This window comes from Bacillus sp. FDAARGOS_235 (assembly GCF_002073415.2).
GTDB classification, from domain to species: Bacteria; Bacillota; Bacilli; order Bacillales; family Bacillaceae_G; genus Bacillus_A; species Bacillus_A toyonensis.
Genome location: NZ_CP020437.2, coordinates 3,029,383 through 3,048,022, shown reverse-complemented (window position 1 = coordinate 3,048,022; position 18,640 = coordinate 3,029,383). Strand labels below are relative to the sequence as shown.

The window sequence follows — 18,640 nt, the reverse complement described above, 5'->3', positions numbered from 1 at the left end:
TCATTCTCCTTTTATGCTCTCTAAAAATGTCACTGCACGATGTAAACTATCTTCAAGTTCTGCCTTTACACGCTGCATTTGCTCCATTTTTTCATCCAACGTTTGCACTTGTTTCTCAAGCATATCTTTAATTTCTTGAATCACTTCGCGGTCGCGAGGATTCTCGCTATTTCTTCTTTGTTCCATTCTTTCTTTTAACGATAAGAAATGTTGCATTTCTTGAAGCGTGATTCCTAATACTTCTTTCGCTTCCACGATCCTTTTAATTCTTGCAATATCCTCATCCGTATAAAGCCGAATGTTCCCCTCACTACGCTCCGGGGGATGAATTAAACCAATTTCCTCATAATAACGAAGTGTACGCTTTGTTAAACCAACTTGCTTTGTTACTTCATCAATTTTATACATGTTTATTCCTCCCTTCACTCAATTATTACATTTTACGTTAACGTTAACTTTTGTGCAACTGTTAGACTTTTGTAAATTTTTTTCATATAAATTGTATTTTTCTCATAGCGGTTTCATAATGAAGGAAAAGAGATGATAAGGAGATTTTCACATGAATAAACCACTTATTTTCGCTCACCGCGGGGTAAAAGGAACACATCCAGAAAATACGATGATCGCCTTCCAAGAAGCTGAACGCATTGGCGCTCATGGGATTGAACTTGATGTTCATCTATCAAAAGATGGCGAACTTGTCGTAATCCACGATGAAACAGTTGATCGCACAACAAATGGCGCAGGGATTGTTTCTGAAAAAACGGTAGAGGAACTACAATCATTGGACGCTGGTAGCCATAAAGATCCTTCTTTCCATGAAGCAAAAATCCCAACGTTACGCGAAGTTTTCATCTGGCTTTCCACAACGAACTTACAACTAAATATCGAATTAAAAACAGATGTGATTCACTACCCAAATATTGAAGAGAAAGTTGTTGCACTTGTTCGTGAATATCATCTTTCTAATCAAATTGTATTCTCATCATTTAACCATGACTCTGTTTCATTATTAGCAGAAATAGCTCCTGAAATCCCAAGGGCAATTTTATATGATACGCCACTTGCTGATCCTATTGCTGAAGCAAAAATTAGAGAAGCAACTGGTTTACATCCAAACTTTCAGCTACTAACTAAAGAATTCGTACAGTTAGCACAAAAACAAGGGTACGTTTTCCGCCCTTATACAATTAACGAATACAAAGATTTACAAACGATAATTGATTATGGTGTAGATGTCATCATCACCGATTGGCCAGCACGTGCCTTTGAGCTCCTTTCTTAATTGAAGGGGCTTTTTTGTTTTCAAAATTTCATTGTTTAAAATAAATGAAAATCCTCAATACTAATACAATAATGTTTGTATTAATGAGGGGCTGAAAAAGATGAATCAAACTATGAATCCAAAACTTAAAAAATATAAACGTCTTTTCTTCACCGTAATGTTTTCTTGTGTTCTTTTTTTCGTTTTTTCCTTTTTTGTTATTATTATAGTTGCGAAAATTATGGGACCACCTCCTGTCGCAGTCCCGCAAACAAGCGTCTTTTACGCGAATGATGATACAGTTATTGGACAAAGTAACGAAATACAAAAGCGTTACAATGTCTCTCTTAATGAAATTTCCCCCTATGTAAAAGAAGCGACACTTTCTATTGAAGACCAAAGATTTTATAAGCATCATGGCTTCGATATGAAACGTATTGCAGGTGCAATTGTTGCTGATTTAAAAGCGATGGCAAAAGTGCAAGGTGCTAGTACAATTACACAACAATACGCACGTAATCTATATTTAGATCATGATAAAACGTGGAAACGGAAACTATTAGAGGCAATGTATACTGTCCGCCTTGAAGTGAATTATAATAAAAATCATATTTTAGAAGGTTATTTAAATACAATTTATTACGGACATGGTGCTTATGGCATCGAAGCTGCGTCTCGTCTATATTTCGATAAAACAGCAAAAGAATTAACATTAGCAGAAGCCAGTATGCTTGCAGGAATCCCCAAAGGACCTAGTGTCTACTCTCCCTTTTTAAAAGAAGAACGTGCTAAAGGACGTCAATCTCTCATATTAGATGAAATGGTAGAACAAGGTTATATTACGAAGCAGCAAGCAGCTTCTGCAAAAAAGGAACCGCTAACTTTTGCCTCACTTGATACGAAAAAAGTAGCAGAGGTTGCGCCTTATTTCCAAGATGCTGTACAAGCTTCTCTTCTTCGGGATATCGGACTGGATGAGCAAGCCTTACAACGAGGTGGCTTACGTATTTATACAACGTTAGATCCTAAGTTACAATCTGTAGCAGAACAAGCTGTCAAAGATCATATACCTGAAACAGCAAACATACAAACTGCCCTCGTCTCTATGAATCCAAAAACAGGTGAAGTGGCTGCTCTTGTTGGAGGAACTGATTATAATACGAGTCAATTTAACAGGGCTACACAAGCCGTCCGTCAGCCTGGATCTACATTTAAACCCTTTCTATATTACGCAGCTTTGGAACGAGGATTCACCCCTGCTACGCGCTTAAAAAGCGAATACACTGTATTCACTTTAGGTGACGGTGTTTCAAAGTATAAACCGAAAAACTATAAAGATTATTACGCAGATGATTTCGTAACGATGGCACAAGCTCTCGCAGTCTCTGATAACATATACGCTGTGAAAACAAATTTATTTTTAGGTGATGACACGCTCGCAAAAACAGCGAAGCAATTCGGAATTAAGAGTGCATTAAAAGATGTGCCTTCCCTAGCTCTCGGTACGTCTCCTGTAAAACCAATTGAAATGGTGAATGCTTATAGTATGTTCGCAAACGGTGGAAAAGAAGTAAAACCTATCTTTATTCGCCGTATTATGGATCATGAAGGGAACATGTTATACGATGCTCATTTGGAGAGCAAACAAGTTCTCGATAAGAGCAAAGCGTTTGTGATGGAAGAAATGATGACTGGTATGTTTAATAAAAAACTAAGCAGTTATGCCGCTGTAACTGGTCAATCTATGTTATCAAAACTATCAAGAACATATGCCGGAAAGTCTGGTTCTACTGAAACCGATAGTTGGATGATTGGATTCACTCCGCAAATTGTAACTGGTGTATGGGTTGGATACGATCAACCTAAATCTATTTCAAACGTAGCAGAACAAGGATATGCGAAAAAAATATGGACCGATACGATGGAGAAAGGCTTAGATGGACAGCCTAAAAAGGATTTTAAACAACCAAGTGATGTCGTAGCCGTTAATATTAACCCAGAAAACGGCAAGATCGCTACAAAGAACTGTCCAATTTCAGTTAAAATGTATTTCGCCAAAGGCACCGAGCCTACTGAATATTGTATGGATCATGTCGATGATAAAGAGGAATTTGAAAAAACAAGTGAAGAAAAGAAAAAAACAAGTTGGTGGAAAAAATATCTTCCTTGGTAAAAAAAATAGCTGACGGACATCCGTCAGCTATTTTTTTATTCACTTAATAATGCATGACGCAATTCTTCACTAGACTCGTTCCAAATCGCTTCATTATGTTCTTTCAAGAACGTACCAAGTACTTTTTTAGAAGATTCATCCATATGTTCAACCATAATGTGACGCTTCAATGATTTATCCATTTTGTTTACATGCTCTGGAAGTGATTTATATCCGCGGCGAATTTCACGGTCTACTGTCATTTCACAAGCTGTTACCCCTGCGTAATAAGCACCGTTCGGTGTTCTTTCAATTGTTACCCAAACAAGCCAAAATGGTTTTCCGTTTGGAACGTCATCTTTATTTGTTAAAAACTTAATTCCTTTTTCTACTGTACTACGCGCATGCATCGCACCGATATCAACGAATGCAATTTTCTCTAGTACATCAACAAATACAGGTGAAATGTTTTCTAAGCTTAATGCCCCAACACCAAATCCACCATGTCCATCTGTTGAATCATTTTTCACGATATTAAAACCGATTTTCTTCTTTTTCTCTGTCATATGTAACTTCCTCCTCACTTAAAAATTATAAAAGCCCAAAAATAGGCGCAATGATACTTTGTAAAAATACGAATACATACGGAATGACAACATTGAAAATAGGTTGAATTGTGTAATTGCTAAGCGGTGTAATAACAAGAATTAATAACGCAATTGCTCCATATTTTTCATACTGTGTCATTTTCGCACGAATATTTGCTGGTGCTAAATCTTCCACAACGCGATATCCATCAAGTGGCGGAATCGGTAATAAGTTAAATACAAGTAAAACGATATTAAGCATAATAAAAATTTGGAAGAATCGACCTAATGTATCTGCTACTGCAAATGGAATTGAGTCTAGTACGCCAAATGTTAATAAGCTATACCAAATAATTAAACCAATCGCACTTAAAATTAAGTTACTAATCGGTCCTGCAATAGAAACTAATATCCCTGCAAGACGTGGTCTTTTAAAGTTATACGGGTTAACAGGCACCGGTCTTGCCCAACCGAATCCAAGAATTAATACTGCAATCATCCCGATAGGATCTAAATGGGCCATCGGTGATAACGTTAAACGTCCTTGTTTTTTCGCTGTATCGTCCCCAAATTTATATGCCACATATGCATGTGCAAATTCATGAACGGATAGTGCAATAATAATCGCCATTGCTACTAACGGAATTTCGTGCAATGGATATCTAAATAACTGATCCATACTTCATCTCCTCTTCAATATGTCAAAAAAGAAATTATTTTTTTTCCGATTGTTCTTCCCCATAATCCGCTATAATAAGAGTGTAACTTACATAAAAGGAGCGATTGTACATGCCATACGTAACAGTGAAAATGCTAGAAGGACGCACAGAGGAACAAAAGAAAGCTCTTGCTGAGAAAGTAACAGCAGCAGTAAGCGAAACAACTGGTGCTCCTGCAGAAAACATCGTTGTTTTCATCGAAGAAATGTCTAAAAACCATTATGCAGTTGGCGGAAAACGCTTAAGCGACAAATAATTTCAAGTTCTTTCATAAGAAGCAGCCATTAGCTGCTTCTTATTTTTTGCCTTCTAACAACTCGATAATTCTCTCTTTATATTTTCCTTTTCTTCCATCTTCATAGATTAAATCATGCGGATAGAATAACTTTTGGTCCGTTCTCTTCTTCCCCGTAATCGCCTCAACAATATCCGATTCACGTGAAAGCTCTCTAAGTTCCCCGTTCGGCATAAGGAGTAAGATTGGCAGACGCTCTTCCTCTTCTCCTGCGCGATAAAAGTCATATGGTAAATCCGATGTTGAATCAACAACTAAATAATACTCTGGATCTAGTCCAATCTTTTTAAATAAGCTGCTTAGCTCCATCCAATTATCTAAACCGTGCTTATCTGTAAACTCTACATATTTAAATAGATTTCGATTCATAAAACGACGGCATAAGTCACTTAAAATTGGATCTTCTTCGTCTTGCCATACTTGGAAGTAATAATACATTACGTTCTCGTCTAGCTTTAAATAATCCTCTACTGTCACTTCTTCTTCAAACAAAGAATAGAAATGAACAGGATGATTTTTAAACGCATAATACTTCTCATGCAATGATTTAGCACGGTGTAAAATCTTCGTTAAAATAACTTCTGCACTGCGCGTTACCGGATGGAAATATACTTGCCAATACATTTGATAACGGCTCATAATATAATGCTCAACAGCATGCATACCACTATTTTTAATAACTACTTGATTCCCATACGGACGCATGACACGCAATATACGTTCCATATCAAAGTTCCCGTACTTTACACCTGTGAAATAAGCATCTCTTAATAAATAATCCATACGATCTGCATCAATTTGACTTGAAATCATACTAATCGCTAATTTATTAGTAGATGTTTTCGCAATTACATCTGCCACTTTTTGCGGGAAGTCCTTATCCACACGACTTAATACACGATTAATTTCCGTATCTCCTACGATAATCTTTTGCGTAAATTTCTCATGATCTAATGAAAATACTTTTTCAAACGAATGAGAAAATGGGCCGTGACCGACATCATGAAGTAATGCCGCACATAAACATAACAATCTATCTTCAGCATTCCAGTTCGGTCTGCCATCAAACACATCATCAATCATACGACGAATAATTTCATATACACCTAACGAATGAGTAAAGCGACTATGCTCTGCACCGTGAAATGTAAAAAATGTTGTTCCAAGCTGCTTAATACGGCGCAAGCGTTGAAATTCTTTCGTTCCGATTAAATCCCAAATAACACGATCACGCACGTGCACATATTTATGTACTGGGTCTTTAAACACTTTTGTTTCGCTGAGTTTGTCGTTTAAATATACCACTTTTCGACATCCCCCTTTCTTTACTGCATTCTTACTATATATTATAAACGAAATAGGAAACAGAAAGAAATGAAAGACTGTATTAATTGCCCTTATATAAAGAAAAAATCACCTTTACCGAAGTAAAAGCGATTTCTTTTTATACATTATTTTCCTAAAACGAACTCAGCAACTTCATCTAAGATCATTTCTTTTCCTAGTGGGAAGTAACCTTTGTTTAGATCTTCATTTTTAATTGTAAATACGTGGTTATTTTTAACAGCATTCATGTTTTTCCAAATTGATTCTTCTTGGAATTCTTTTAGACGCTGAGAACCGTCACCCGTTGTAAATACAAATAAGTAATCTGGGTTGTAATCGATTAAAGCTTCTTTTTGTACTTGTACTAATGGTTTATCAGTTGGTGTACCTTTAACTGCTGGTAATTTTAAATCATTAAAGATTACGCTACCGTAACCGTAGTCACCATATACACGGAATGCATTTGGATATGCAGCCATTTTCATGAATGTTGCATCACCAGTTTTAGCGATAATTTTATCATGTAATTTGCTTGCTTTTTCATCATACTTTTTAAACCATTCTTTTGTTTCTTTCTCTTTACCAAGAATTTGGCCTACTTCTTCAAACTTTGGACGCCATTGATCTAATGGAGTGTTTAACATAACTGTTGGTGCAATTTTAGATAATTGATCGTAAATCTTTTCTTGACGATTATTTACAAGAATTAAGTCTGGTTTTGCAGCAGCTACTGCTTCGATGTTAATTTTATCGCCCCAAGCAGAACCAACTGGTTTAACGTCTTTTAATTTATTTGCAATATGTGCATCAATTTTTTCTTGAGATGTATTAGCTGTAATAATTGGTTTCATACCAAAGATTAATAATTCTTCTGTTGAACCACTAAGGTCAGCAATTTTCTTTGGATTTGCAGGGATTTTAATCTCCCCTTTTGCATGTTTTACAGTGCGCTCTTCAGTCTTCGCATCTGCTTTCTTTTCTTCTTCTTTGTTAGAACAAGCTGCAAATAGTACAGAAGTAACCACTAGTACCATTGCTAATAGTGCCATTTTAAAATTCTTCATGTTCCCACTCCTTCTGGCTGTATTTATCTTATAATTTAGGATGAACTATAAGAAACAAAAATAACAATTAATCAATATATATTTATTAACCGTTGTTAATGACCCATTCTAACGGGCGTTCAACTTCCCATTTATAAGTAAGAAGCTCAACGTCCATTAGAAGTCCCCCTCTTTACGAGGGGGTTCTACTTATGCTTTTTTACGCAATTGATTACTAATCATCGCTAAATCATATGTTAAACAAATCGGTTTACAGTTTACTGGACATGGAACAATTTGCGCTTCAATCTCAAACACGTTACGAAGTGTTTCACTTGTCATAACCTCATCTGGCGTTCCTTGTTTCATTAACTTACCTGCTTTTAATGCAATCATATGATCAGAGAAACGAGAAGCATGATTTAAATCGTGAATAACCATCACAATTGTCCTACCTTCTTCTTGGTTCAATTTCTTCAGTAAGTTTAATACTTCAAGTTGATGTGCCATATCTAAATATGTCGTTGGTTCATCTAATACAAGTAAATCTGTTCCTTGTGCAAGAGCCATCGCAATCCATACCCTTTGACGTTGACCACCTGATAAAGCTTCTGCTGAACGATTTGCGAACTCTGTCATTCCCGTCACTTCAAGTGCCCAATGAATGTAGCGATAGTCTTCTTCTTTCAATGTTCCAAATCCTTTTTGATGAGGAAAACGTCCATATGAAACAAGTTCAAACACAGTAAGGCCTGTTGGCACTTCTGCAGTTTGTGGTAAGATCGCCATTTTCTTTGCGATTTCTTTCGTTGGCTGCTTCTCAATTGCTTTTCCATCAAGATAAACAGTACCTTTTTTCGCCTTCAAAATACGAGAAGCCGTTTTTAATAATGTGGATTTCCCACAACCATTTGGTCCAATAATCGTTGTAATTTTTCCTTCCGGAATTTCAACTGTTAATCCATCAATAATTAATCCTTCATTATAGCCAACAGATACCGAATCAACTGCTAAAGTTGCCATACAAAAAGCCTCCCTTTATTTTGTCCTCATAAGTAAATATATGAAATATGGTGCACCAATTACAGAAATAACAAGACCGACCGGTATTTCTGAAGTTGGCAACACACTTCTTGAAATTACATCTGCAAATAAAAGCAAGAACGTTCCTATTAATGCTGCAGTTGGTAACATGATTTGATGTTTACCACCAACAAGGCGTCTCGCTAAATGAGGAGCCATTAAACCGATAAAACCTATTCCGCCCGCCACCGCAACAGATGCACCAGCTAAACAAACTGCAATAAATAATAATTTACGTCTTTCTTTTTCTACGTTTACACCAAGGCCAACAGCTGTAGAGTCGCCTAAATTCATTACATTTAATATGTGTGCTTTACTAATAGCAAGCGGTAAGAAAATAATCATCCATGGAAGTACACTTAATACGAATTTCCAATCTGTACCCCAGAGACTTCCTGCTAACCAAATCGTAGCAAAACGAAAATCGTTAGATGTCATCTTCATAGAGAAAATTAAACTAACGGCACCAAATCCAGCCGCAACGGCAATACCAACAAGTATTAATCGAGTCGATGAAACGCCGTCTTTCCATGCTAATAAGTAAATAATAACTGCCGCTAATATCGCACCAACTAGGGCGAAAAATGGAAGGATAAATACAGATAAAAATGTACCTGTCCCAACTTTTCCAAAGAAAAAGTAGACGAATATAACAACCGTTAATCCCGCTCCAGCGTTAATACCTATAATACCTGGATCAGCAAGTGGATTTCTTGATAGTCCTTGCAGAATTGCACCTGACATGGCTAACGCAGATCCTACTAATATAGCGATAACCATACGCGGCATACGAAATTCAAATAAAATAACTGACTGATCTTCAGCCCCGAGTCCAACCAATGACTTTAATACATCCATTGGTGGTATTTTAAAAGTTCCTGTATTTAAACTAATAAGAAATATAGAAATGATTAATCCTACTAAAATTGTTAAAACAGAAACGTTCTTTTTTGTTAAAATGCTCGTCCTCACATTTTTCCTCTCCCTTCGTTACGTGCTAAGTAGAGGAAGAATGGAACCCCAATTAGCGCTGTAATTGCTCCAATTGGCGTTTCAAATGGTGGATTAATAACGCGAGATAACATATCTGCACACTCAATTAACAATCCACCTAAGACTGCAGAACATGGAATAACCCATCTATAGTCTGAGCCTACTAGGAAACGAGTCATATGTGGAATTACAAGACCAACAAACCCAACTGACCCTGCCATAGAAACTGCAGAACCTGTTAACACAAGAACAAGTACTGTTCCGATAAATTTAATTAATGTCGTATTTTGACCAAGTCCAATCGCAATTTCTTCACCGAAGCTCAAGATTGTAATATACCTCGACATCATAATTGCAATAAAGAGACAAACTAGACCAATTGGCACTAACATATTAATACTTTGCCATTTCACTCCAGCAACTCCGCCTGCATTCCACATACTCACCTCTTGGGCAAGATTGAAATACAGCGCAATTCCAGATGAAATTGCCCCTAATAAAGCACTAATTGCTGCACCTGCTAAAGCTAATTTCACAGGTGTTAATCCACCTGGTGAAGAAGACCCAATTCCATATACAATACTTGCGCCAAACGCAGCTCCAATAAAAGATGCGATAACAAACATTAAATAAGGTGAATTAGGGAAGAATGCATACATAATTGCAATCCCGAATACAGCGCCATCTGTAATCCCCATTAACGATGGTGATGCAAGTGGATTTCGCGTCATACCTTGCATAATTGCTCCTGATACTGCTAAAAAGGCACCTGCAACTACGCCCCCTATTGCTCTAGGCATGCGAAGTTCTTGAATTACGTTATGATGCGTAATAGATCCGTCAAACTGAAACACAGCTTGCCATACAGTCTTTAAACTAATATCTGCCGCGCCAAACGAAATAGAAACTGCCATGCTTAAAGCTAACAAAATTGTACCCGCTACTAAAATAATAGAAGCGATGAGCGGCCTGCTCTTAATCTCTTTAACACTCTCATCTTGTTGTTCTACACTCCTTGCGCTCGCTTCCATCCCTCAACCATCCTAACCAACAACATATATTTAATAAAATGAAATTTATTCTCAAATAGTAATAAAAAAATAGGTGAATTGGCTTATTCTTGATAATGATTATCAGAATCAGACACTTTCTATTCTACCCACCGCTTCAAAAGGCTGTCAACCATTATTTCGAAATACAAATTCATATAAATTGACAATGTAATGAACAGTTGATGTCCATCTGTCACTGACTATCAGTAATAACCAATTAAGCTTCCATAGAATAACTCATTCTTCTTATGGGTATAAAAAAAGAAGAGTAGTCTGTTCACTCTTCTTTTTCTTACTTATTTAACTTTGCTTCAATTTTTACAATTAATTCATCTTCTGTTGGAGCTGCAACTGGACGATTATTTACAAATGCGAATGATTTTTTACGACCAGGACCACAGTAAGACTGGCATGCAACTTCAATCGTTGCACATGAATCTACTTTTTTTAACTTCGGAATTAACGTTTTAACGTTCGTTGCCTGACAATCATCGCACACACGAAATTCGTTTCCCATTATATAACACTTCCTCTATTTTAAACTTTTCTCAAGTACATTTAAAAATAAACACTAAATGGTATTTTACCGCTCTTTTAAGCTCGTTGCAAGTTTCCTTGCGACGCTCTTTCCTTCATATAAAGCTACATATTTTTATGCTCTCCTACAGAAGCTTCCATCATTCTTGGCAAAATTTATCCCGCTGTTTGCGGGCAGTAAGACTTCCGCCTTAAAATTCGGCGAATGAGAGAGAGTTAGGTAGAAAATCCACTGCCCGTAAAAACCCCTAATAATCAGCGGGAGACGGAAAAAACTTTCACTGATTAAAGTTTCACTTTATTCCTTTCATCGAAATCTACCATATTTTTAAAAGCTTTGTATAAAAGCACATTTTTTTGCCCATTATAAAAATAGGAAGTTCATAAAAAGAAAGGGAGTTGAATCTATGAAAGTAAGACAAGATGCTTGGACAGACGAGGATGATTTATTACTTGCTGAAACGGTACTTCGCCATGTTAGAGAAGGAAGTACGCAATTAAATGCATTTGAGGAGGTAGGAGATCAGTTAAATCGCACATCCGCTGCTTGTGGTTTCCGCTGGAATGCCGTTGTTCGCTATAGTTATGAGCAGGCTCTTCAACTAGCAAAAAAACATCGTAAAGATAAAATGCGTGCTGCGAGCGGTGAACAAGCGAAAAAACGTTTACTTTATACACCACCAGCTTCAGGAGCGATAACTGATTATGAAGAACTAGTACAAGAGGAAACAACTGTACAATATAAAGAAGCTAGTCTATATCAAGAGCCTACTATCCCTGCTGTAAAAAGCTCTATCACAATGCAAGATGTTATTTACTTTTTACAAACTGTTGGATCTTCAAATATAAAAGTAACCGGTCTTGAAAACGAGAATACGAGATTGAAACAAGAAATTAAATCACAAATCTTGCGAAATGAAGAACTAGAAAAGAAACTAGAAAAATTAGAACAACAATCTCATACTGTACAAGAGGATTACGAAACACTTATGAATATTATGAACCGCGCTCGTAAATTAGCAGTAATGGATGATGAGGAACGTTCGCAAACTTCTTTCCGAATGGATCGAAACGGTAATTTAGAAAAAATTGCAGAATAAAAAGGATGCATGCAATGCATCCTTTTTATTATTTCACTTCAAGCACACACGCTTCTTTTACTTTAAAATCTCTCTTTATATATGGGAAAACTCCTTTCATCATTTTTTGCTATAATAGAGATTGTCATTTTAAAGATAAGGGGTTAGTTATATGAGCAATTCCCGTTCAATTTTATCTCAGCCAGAGTGGCGTATTGTAGATCAGTCTAGTTTAGGACCGACATTCCATGCCTTGCAATCATTCGCAATGGATGACACATTATGCACAAGTATTGGGAATGGCGCATCCGCTGCAACAATGCGTTCTTGGGTTCATCACAATACAATCGTTCTCGGCATTCAAGATTCACGCCTACCACACTTAGAAGAAGGTATTTCCTTTTTAAAAGAAAACAACTTCAATGTTATCGTTCGTAATTCCGGTGGACTTGCGGTCGTACTTGATGAAGGTGTGTTAAACGTATCACTTTTATTCCAAGAAACAGAAAAAGGTATCGATATTGATCTGGGATACGATACAATGTGGCATTTAATTAAGGAAATGTTAAAAGATTACGACGTTATAATCGAGGCAAAAGAAATTGTTGGTTCTTATTGTCCTGGTAGCTATGATTTAAGTATTCGCGACCAAAAATTCGCAGGTATTTCTCAGCGCCGTATTCGCGGTGGGGTTGCTGTACAAATTTACTTATGTGCTACAGGAAGCGGATCGGAACGCGCTGCGCTTGTTCGCGACTTTTACAATGTAGCAATTCAAGGAGAAGAAACACGCTTCACGTATCCCGAAATTGTACCGAGTACAATGGCCTCACTCTCAGAATTACTTGGTGAAACAATTACAGTACAAGATTTAATGATGCGTCTTTTAAAAACATTACAGCAATTCGCTCCAAAGTTAACACCATCTCAATTAACAGTAGATGAAGTTCCTTTATATGAGACGAATTTACAGCGTATTATTGATCGTAATAATAAAGCACTTGGCTTAGAAAAATAAAAATGACCACCCTAAGGGTGGTCATTTTTCATAGCAATTCATTATAGAATTAAAGTGCTTGAGCTGCTGTAATTAAAGCTAACTTGTATACTTCTTCTTCGTTACATCCACGAGATAGATCATTTACAGGCATGTTTAAACCTTGTAAGATCGGTCCTACTGCTTCGAAGTTACCTAAGCGTTGAGCGATTTTGTAGCCAATATTACCAGCTTCTAAGCTTGGGAATACGAATACGTTAGCATCACCTTTAATTGTAGAACCTGGAGCTTTTTTCTCAGCTACAGATGGTACGAATGCAGCATCGAATTGGAATTCTCCATCTAAAGTTAATTCTGGAGCCATTTCTTTTGCAATGCGAGTTGCTTCTACAACTTTTTCTGTTTCTGGAGATTTCGCAGAACCTTTTGTAGAGAAGCTTAACATAGCAACGCGTGGGTCAATGCCAAATAGTTCAGCAGTTTTCGCACTTTCAATACCAATTTCAGCTAAATCTTGACTGTTTGGTGCAATGTTAATTGCGCAATCAGCGAATACATATTTCTCTTCTTCGCGTACCATGATGAATACGCCAGAAGTTTTTGTAACGCCTGGTTTTGTTTTAATAATTTGAAGTGCTGGACGAACTGTATCAGCTGTAGAGTGAGCTGCACCACTTACTAAACCATGTGCTTTGCCCATGTATACAAGCATTGTACCGAAGTAGTTTTCGTCTTTAAGGATTTTACGAGCGTCTTCTTCAGTTGCTTTACCTTTACGGCGTTCAACGAAAGATGCTACCATTGCATCCATTTCTTCGTATGTAGCTGGGTCATAAATATCAACGCCTGCTAATGTTAAATTCATGCTAGCAGCTTTTGCGCTAATTTCTTCTTTATTACCAACTAAAATTGGTTTTACTAACTCTTCTTTTGCTAAACGCTCTGCAGCGCCTAAAATTCTTTCATCAGTTCCTTCAGGAAGTACGATAGAAATGCCTTTTCCTTGAACTTTTTCTTTTACTGTTGTAAATAAGTTGCTCACGAATAAACCCTCCTACATATGTTAAAAAACTCTATCTTTAAGAATACTGCTTTTCCTCTATATTTTAAACTTATAGCTCCCAAAAAATAGATAAAATGAAAATGATTATATTTTCATAAAATTCAGCCGAAAAATATGTCCTACTTAAGCCTTATTTTCTCCCGATTTCTAATAAATATAAATGTGACAATTTTATGTGCCAGAACTTTATATAGATGATTTTAAAACTATATATGCTATAGTTAACGTGTAAAACTATCATTAACTGAGGTGAATAGAATGAGTGAAGCAACAACAACGTTAGATGGCTGGTATTGTCTACATGATTTACGTTCTATTGATTGGGCTGCATGGAAAACATTATCTAGCGACGAACGCGGACAAGCTGTGTCTGAATTTTTAAATGTCGTTGAAAAATGGAACGAAGTAGCTACTGCAAAAAAAGGTAGTCACGCAATGTATACAGTTGTTGGTCAAAAAGCTGATATTATGCTTATGATTTTACGTCCAACAATGGAAGAATTAAATGAAATTGAAACAGAATTAAATAAAACAACATTAGCTGAATATATGGTTCCTGCATATTCTTACGTATCTGTTGTTGAACTAAGCAACTATCTTCCAGCTGATGAAGATCCATACCAAAACCCACAAATTTTAGCTCGCTTATATCCTGAATTACCAAAAGCAAATCATATTTGCTTCTATCCAATGGACAAGCGTCGCCAAGGTGATGACAACTGGTACATGCTTCCTATGGAAGAACGTAAAAAAATGATGTACAGTCATAGTAAAATTGGTCGACAGTACGCAGGTAAAGTACGCCAAGTTATTTCAGGATCAGTCGGATTCGACGATTTCGAGTGGGGCGTAACATTATTCGCTGATGATGTTCTTCAATTTAAGAAACTTATATATGAAATGCGCTTCGATGAAGTAAGTGCTCGTTATGGTGAATTCGGAACATTTTTCGTTGGAAACATTTTACCGAACGAAAAAGTAGAAAAATTTTTACACATATAAATAGTGAAAAAGGAACGAATTTCGTTCCTTTTTTTATTATCCTCTATATTTCTCCTCAAAAAACTTCTTTTCTCCGCAAATTTGAACAAAAATCGACAAATTCTTTTCAAATTTCTTGTAAAATTGTAACCTTTTTATATATAAAATTATGCTAAAATGATACGAGCTATATGCTAAATACCGATGCGAAGGTGATAATCTATATGAAGAAAATCTTGTCTATTTTACTATTGCTTTTATTGTCAATTTCTTCCTTAGTAGTAACAACATCCCATGCGGAAGAAAAAATACATATTGAGGCAGCCGCTGCACTTCTATTTGATGCAGATACAGGAAAAATACTGCATGAGCAAAATCCAGATGAATTACTAGCTATCGCTAGTATGTCAAAATTAATTGTTGTTTATGCTGTTTTAGAGGCAATTAAAGAAGGGAAAATTACTTGGGATACAAAAGTAAATATTTCTGATTATGCTTATGAAGTCTCTCGTAATAACGAATTCTCTAACGTACCGTTTGAAAAAGGACGTCAATATACTGTAAAAGAATTATATCATTCTATCGTTATCTTCTCTGCGAATGGATCTAGTATTGCTTTAGCAGAACTTCTTGCAGGAAGCGAAAAAAACTTCTTAAATCTTGCAAATGACCATGCAAAAAAACTAGGGTTAAAGAAATATAAATTTGTAAACGCTACTGGGTTAAATAACGCTGATTTAAAAGGGAAACATCCTGAAGGAACTGATCCGAATGGAGAAAACTCCATGTCAGCTCGCGATATGGGTATTCTTTCAAAAACAATTATTACAAAGTATCCAGAAATGCTAGAGGATACAAAACAAAGATTTAGAAACTTCCCGGATAATCATCCGAAGCCAATTCGTATGGAAAACTGGAACTGGATGTTACCAGGTGCTGCTTTCGCTTATGAAGGGTCAGATGGTTTGAAAACAGGAAGTTCTGATACGGCTGGATATGGATTCACTATTACAGCAAAACGTGGTGATTTACGTCTTATTTCCGTTATTATTAAGACAAAATCAATGGACGAACGTTTCACAGAATCTCGTGCATTAATTGAATATGGATTTAATAGCTTCGAAAAACAAAAGCTGAAAATTGATAAAAATAATACAATCTCTGTAGTAAAAGGGAAAGCAGATCAAGTAACTGTTGCACCTGAAAAAGAAATAACAGTAATTGCGAAAAAGGGTGACAAGTCACCTTACAAAATTTCTACTGAAGCAGATAAGTCACTCGCTGAAGATGGACATTTAATTGCTCCTATTAAGAAAGATACAAAGGTGGGTTCCATCGTTTTAGAATCAACTGATAAATATGGTTTCTTAGATGGAAATAAGAGCATGAAGGTTGCTGCAAAAACGACAGAAGAAGTAGAAAAAGCAAATTGGTTCGTATTAACAATGCGTTCCGTTGGTGATTTCTTCTCAAACTTATGGTCCAAAATATTTTAATGATAAAAAGCTAGCACACGCTAGCTTTTTTATTTTCCTCTCTCAATGTAAAACTTCGTTTGGTTGTCATATCTGAGTCCTTTTCCTCATACGTATGAACTAGTAATTGTTCCACACTTCATCTAGAGATAAAGTGAAACTTTAATCAGTGGGGGTTTTGTTCATCCCCCACTGATTATTAGCCTTCACCAATCGAGCGTTTAGGGGCAGTTTGATCTCCCACCCACCTTCTTTGCTCCAGCCAAATTTCAAGGTGGGAGTCTTACTGCCCATTAATGCGGGATAAACCTCTTTCCAAAAGGTATTCCACAAAGAGAGGTGACACATAATGGGTGTTATTGCTTATAACGAAGAAGATGTAAAGTTATTAGCTAGACTGATGCGTGCTGAAGCCGAAGGAGAAGGGCAACAAGGAATGCTAATGGTCGGAAACGTTGGGGTAAATCGTGTCCGTGGAAATTGTTTAGATTTTAAAAGGATACGTAATTTACGTCAAATGGTTTATCAAAATCCTGGTGGTTTTGAGGCAACTCAAAAAGGATATTTTTATCAGCGAGCGAGGGAGCAAGATATCGCATTAGCAAGACGGACCATTCAAGGACAACGTTTTTGGCCCGCTAACTTTGCCTTATGGTTTTTTAGGCCTGAAGGTCCTTGTCCGCCAACTTGGTATGACCAACAAAATTCTGGTCGCTTTAAAAAGCACTGCTTCTTCCAGCCATCTGCCGGAGACTGTCCAAGCGTATATTAGGGAATGAAAATGAGGAGGGATTTTTGAATGGCACAGCAACAAAACCCGTACTATGGAACAGGTTTTTATCAACCATCAGGCACTTACGTACAACCGCAACAAATGACCGCGCAGCAACAGCAACAACAGCAAGCAATGCAACAACAAGCTGCTCAGGCTCAACTTGCAGTTTCTCAAGGGATGTTACCGCTCGAGCAATCATACATTGAAAACATTCTTCGCTTAAATAAAGGAAAGCAAGCTACAGTTGTAATGACTTATGAGCGTGGTAGCTCGCTCGGTACACAATCTTATACAGGGATTATCGAAGCGGCCGGACGTGATCATATCGTTATTAGTGAACCACAATCAGGGAAACGTTTTTTACTATTAATGATCTACTTAGATTATGTAGAATTCCCAGAAGAGATTACGTATTTACCTAGTCAACAAGCAACTTATGCTCCGAGACCATAAAAAAAAGCTGGCAAATGCCAGCTTTTGTTTTTTTATAACCCTTTTACTACTGCAGTTCCTACTAAAATCCACGCCACAATAAACGCTACACCACCAAGAGGTGTAATTGGACCAAAGAACTTAATACCTGTCGTACTTAGTGCGTAAAGACTACCTGAGAACATAATAATCCCAGCTACCATAAGCCAACCAGCAGTAGTTAAAAGTGATGATTGAATCTTATCCATCAATAGAGCAACTACGAATAGTCCACCTGCATGAAACATTTGATATGTAACGCCTGTTTTCCAAACTTCTAACATTTTCGCAGAAATTTTATTTTCTAAACCATGTGCCCCAAAGGCTCCTAACGCAACAGATAGCCCCGCTGCAATACAACCTAGTAAAAAGAAAATTTTCATCTTAATTCCCCTTTTTTACTTTTATCATAAGCAATTTTTTCATATAAGCCAAACGATTTAATCCTTAAAAATCAAATAAAGAATTACCATTTGCCCCTTCTTCTTTTATATACACAGGTTCTCCAGAAACCGGTATAACTGGTTGAACTGGTTGAACTGTTGTTATAGGCTGCGATCTAATTACTTGCGATTGAATTTGCGGCTCTCTATACGTAGAAGATTCAACCTGTTCATCTAATAGTAAATCGCATAAAGCACGCACAACTAATAAATGATCTTTTGATTTTTGTCCTTCACTACTTTTTGCCTTTGCAATTTCATTCGCCATTTTATTTAAAATCTTATCGCTCGATATTTGCATTCCT

The 18,640-nt window shown here is 36.7% G+C and carries 21 protein-coding genes; 9 read left to right on the top strand and 12 right to left on the bottom strand.

Annotated features, from left to right (window positions below; translation table 11 throughout):
* On the bottom strand, window positions 1-408 hold the full coding sequence (locus A6J74_RS17630; RefSeq protein ID WP_000276559.1) for a MerR family transcriptional regulator: 408 nt from the start codon (window positions 406-408) through the stop codon (window positions 1-3).
* Between the two features lie 151 nt (window positions 409-559).
* Here A6J74_RS17630 and A6J74_RS17625 point away from each other — a divergent pair, with 151 nt between their 5' ends.
* Window positions 560-1,285, top strand: a complete 726-nt coding sequence (locus A6J74_RS17625) for a glycerophosphodiester phosphodiesterase (RefSeq protein WP_001039753.1) — start codon at window positions 560-562, stop codon at window positions 1,283-1,285.
* A 100-nt stretch (window positions 1,286-1,385) separates the two neighbouring features.
* A complete protein-coding gene (locus tag A6J74_RS17620) occupies window positions 1,386-3,437 on the top strand; it encodes a transglycosylase domain-containing protein (RefSeq protein WP_001077069.1) in 2,052 nt (683 codons plus the stop codon).
* Between the two features lie 35 nt (window positions 3,438-3,472).
* Here A6J74_RS17620 and A6J74_RS17615 read toward each other — a convergent pair whose 3' ends face one another.
* Window positions 3,473-3,982: a YwhD family protein gene (locus A6J74_RS17615; protein ID WP_000136673.1), complete on the bottom strand. Its 510-nt coding sequence runs from the start codon at window positions 3,980-3,982 to the stop codon at window positions 3,473-3,475.
* Between the two features lie 25 nt (window positions 3,983-4,007).
* Window positions 4,008-4,682: a site-2 protease family protein gene (locus tag A6J74_RS17610; RefSeq protein WP_000372440.1), complete on the bottom strand. Its 675-nt coding sequence runs from the start codon at window positions 4,680-4,682 to the stop codon at window positions 4,008-4,010.
* Window positions 4,683-4,792: 110 nt separating this feature from the next.
* On the opposite strand from A6J74_RS17610, the gene A6J74_RS17605 reads away from it, so the two are divergent.
* Window positions 4,793-4,978 carry a 2-hydroxymuconate tautomerase gene (locus A6J74_RS17605; protein WP_001147170.1) on the top strand — a complete coding sequence of 62 codons (186 nt, stop codon included), beginning with the start codon at window positions 4,793-4,795 and terminating at the stop codon, window positions 4,976-4,978.
* Between the two features lie 39 nt (window positions 4,979-5,017).
* Here the strand turns inward: A6J74_RS17605 and A6J74_RS17600 are convergent, their stop codons facing one another.
* The 6 genes from A6J74_RS17600 to A6J74_RS17575 form a co-directional block, all read right to left on the bottom strand.
* On the bottom strand, window positions 5,018-6,322 hold the full coding sequence (locus A6J74_RS17600) for an HD domain-containing protein (protein WP_000262735.1): 1,305 nt from the start codon (window positions 6,320-6,322) through the stop codon (window positions 5,018-5,020).
* A gap of 146 nt (window positions 6,323-6,468) precedes the next feature.
* Window positions 6,469-7,407, bottom strand: a complete 939-nt coding sequence (locus A6J74_RS17595) for an ABC transporter substrate-binding protein (protein ID WP_000787722.1) — start codon at window positions 7,405-7,407, stop codon at window positions 6,469-6,471.
* A 189-nt stretch (window positions 7,408-7,596) separates the two neighbouring features.
* On the bottom strand, window positions 7,597-8,409 hold the full coding sequence (locus A6J74_RS17590; RefSeq protein WP_000212075.1) for an ABC transporter ATP-binding protein: 813 nt from the start codon (window positions 8,407-8,409) through the stop codon (window positions 7,597-7,599).
* A 15-nt stretch (window positions 8,410-8,424) separates the two neighbouring features.
* The gene (locus tag A6J74_RS17585) at window positions 8,425-9,441 is read right to left on the bottom strand and encodes a FecCD family ABC transporter permease (RefSeq protein WP_001260584.1); all 1,017 of its coding nucleotides are present in this window, start codon (window positions 9,439-9,441) and stop codon (window positions 8,425-8,427) included.
* Complete coding sequence (locus A6J74_RS17580; protein WP_000388290.1) at window positions 9,438-10,493, bottom strand: FecCD family ABC transporter permease; 1,056 nt, start codon at window positions 10,491-10,493, stop codon at window positions 9,438-9,440. The genes A6J74_RS17585 and A6J74_RS17580 overlap by 4 nt, the downstream gene beginning before the upstream one ends.
* Before the next feature lie 313 nt (window positions 10,494-10,806).
* Window positions 10,807-11,031: a YuzB family protein gene (locus tag A6J74_RS17575; protein ID WP_000526075.1), complete on the bottom strand. Its 225-nt coding sequence runs from the start codon at window positions 11,029-11,031 to the stop codon at window positions 10,807-10,809.
* A 427-nt stretch (window positions 11,032-11,458) separates the two neighbouring features.
* Here A6J74_RS17575 and A6J74_RS17570 point away from each other — a divergent pair, with 427 nt between their 5' ends.
* Both A6J74_RS17570 and lipL read left to right on the top strand, forming a co-directional pair.
* Window positions 11,459-12,151: an RsfA family transcriptional regulator gene (locus tag A6J74_RS17570; protein WP_000868366.1), complete on the top strand. Its 693-nt coding sequence runs from the start codon at window positions 11,459-11,461 to the stop codon at window positions 12,149-12,151.
* A gap of 151 nt (window positions 12,152-12,302) precedes the next feature.
* The gene (gene lipL / locus A6J74_RS17565; RefSeq protein ID WP_000071937.1) at window positions 12,303-13,148 is read left to right on the top strand and encodes an octanoyl-[GcvH]:protein N-octanoyltransferase; all 846 of its coding nucleotides are present in this window, start codon (window positions 12,303-12,305) and stop codon (window positions 13,146-13,148) included.
* A 49-nt stretch (window positions 13,149-13,197) separates the two neighbouring features.
* On the opposite strand, the gene pta is transcribed toward lipL, so the two are convergent.
* Window positions 13,198-14,169: a phosphate acetyltransferase gene (gene pta / locus A6J74_RS17560; protein WP_000067215.1), complete on the bottom strand. Its 972-nt coding sequence runs from the start codon at window positions 14,167-14,169 to the stop codon at window positions 13,198-13,200.
* A gap of 279 nt (window positions 14,170-14,448) precedes the next feature.
* Here pta and hemQ point away from each other — a divergent pair, with 279 nt between their 5' ends.
* The 4 genes from hemQ (at window position 14,449) to gerQ (ending at window position 17,874) form a co-directional block, all read left to right on the top strand.
* Window positions 14,449-15,192 carry a hydrogen peroxide-dependent heme synthase gene (gene hemQ, locus A6J74_RS17555; RefSeq protein ID WP_001287596.1) on the top strand — a complete coding sequence of 248 codons (744 nt, stop codon included), beginning with the start codon at window positions 14,449-14,451 and terminating at the stop codon, window positions 15,190-15,192.
* Window positions 15,193-15,395: 203 nt separating this feature from the next.
* Entirely contained in the window at window positions 15,396-16,667 is a 1,272-nt protein-coding gene (locus A6J74_RS17550; protein WP_000722859.1) for a serine hydrolase, read from the top strand.
* Between the two features lie 328 nt (window positions 16,668-16,995).
* Window positions 16,996-17,418 (top strand): cell wall hydrolase CwlJ, encoded by a 423-nt coding sequence (gene cwlJ, locus A6J74_RS17540; protein ID WP_000538166.1) that lies wholly within the window; start codon window positions 16,996-16,998, stop codon window positions 17,416-17,418.
* A gap of 27 nt (window positions 17,419-17,445) precedes the next feature.
* Complete coding sequence (gene gerQ / locus A6J74_RS17535; protein ID WP_000068641.1) at window positions 17,446-17,874, top strand: spore coat protein GerQ; 429 nt, start codon at window positions 17,446-17,448, stop codon at window positions 17,872-17,874.
* Window positions 17,875-17,906: 32 nt separating this feature from the next.
* Here the strand turns inward: gerQ and A6J74_RS17530 are convergent, their stop codons facing one another.
* Window positions 17,907-18,275, bottom strand: a complete 369-nt coding sequence (locus tag A6J74_RS17530; RefSeq protein WP_000688311.1) for a DUF423 domain-containing protein — start codon at window positions 18,273-18,275, stop codon at window positions 17,907-17,909.
* Between the two features lie 64 nt (window positions 18,276-18,339).
* Window positions 18,340-18,636 carry a YwdI family protein gene (locus tag A6J74_RS17525; RefSeq protein ID WP_001167342.1) on the bottom strand — a complete coding sequence of 99 codons (297 nt, stop codon included), beginning with the start codon at window positions 18,634-18,636 and terminating at the stop codon, window positions 18,340-18,342.
* Window positions 18,637-18,640: the final 4 nt, after the last annotated feature.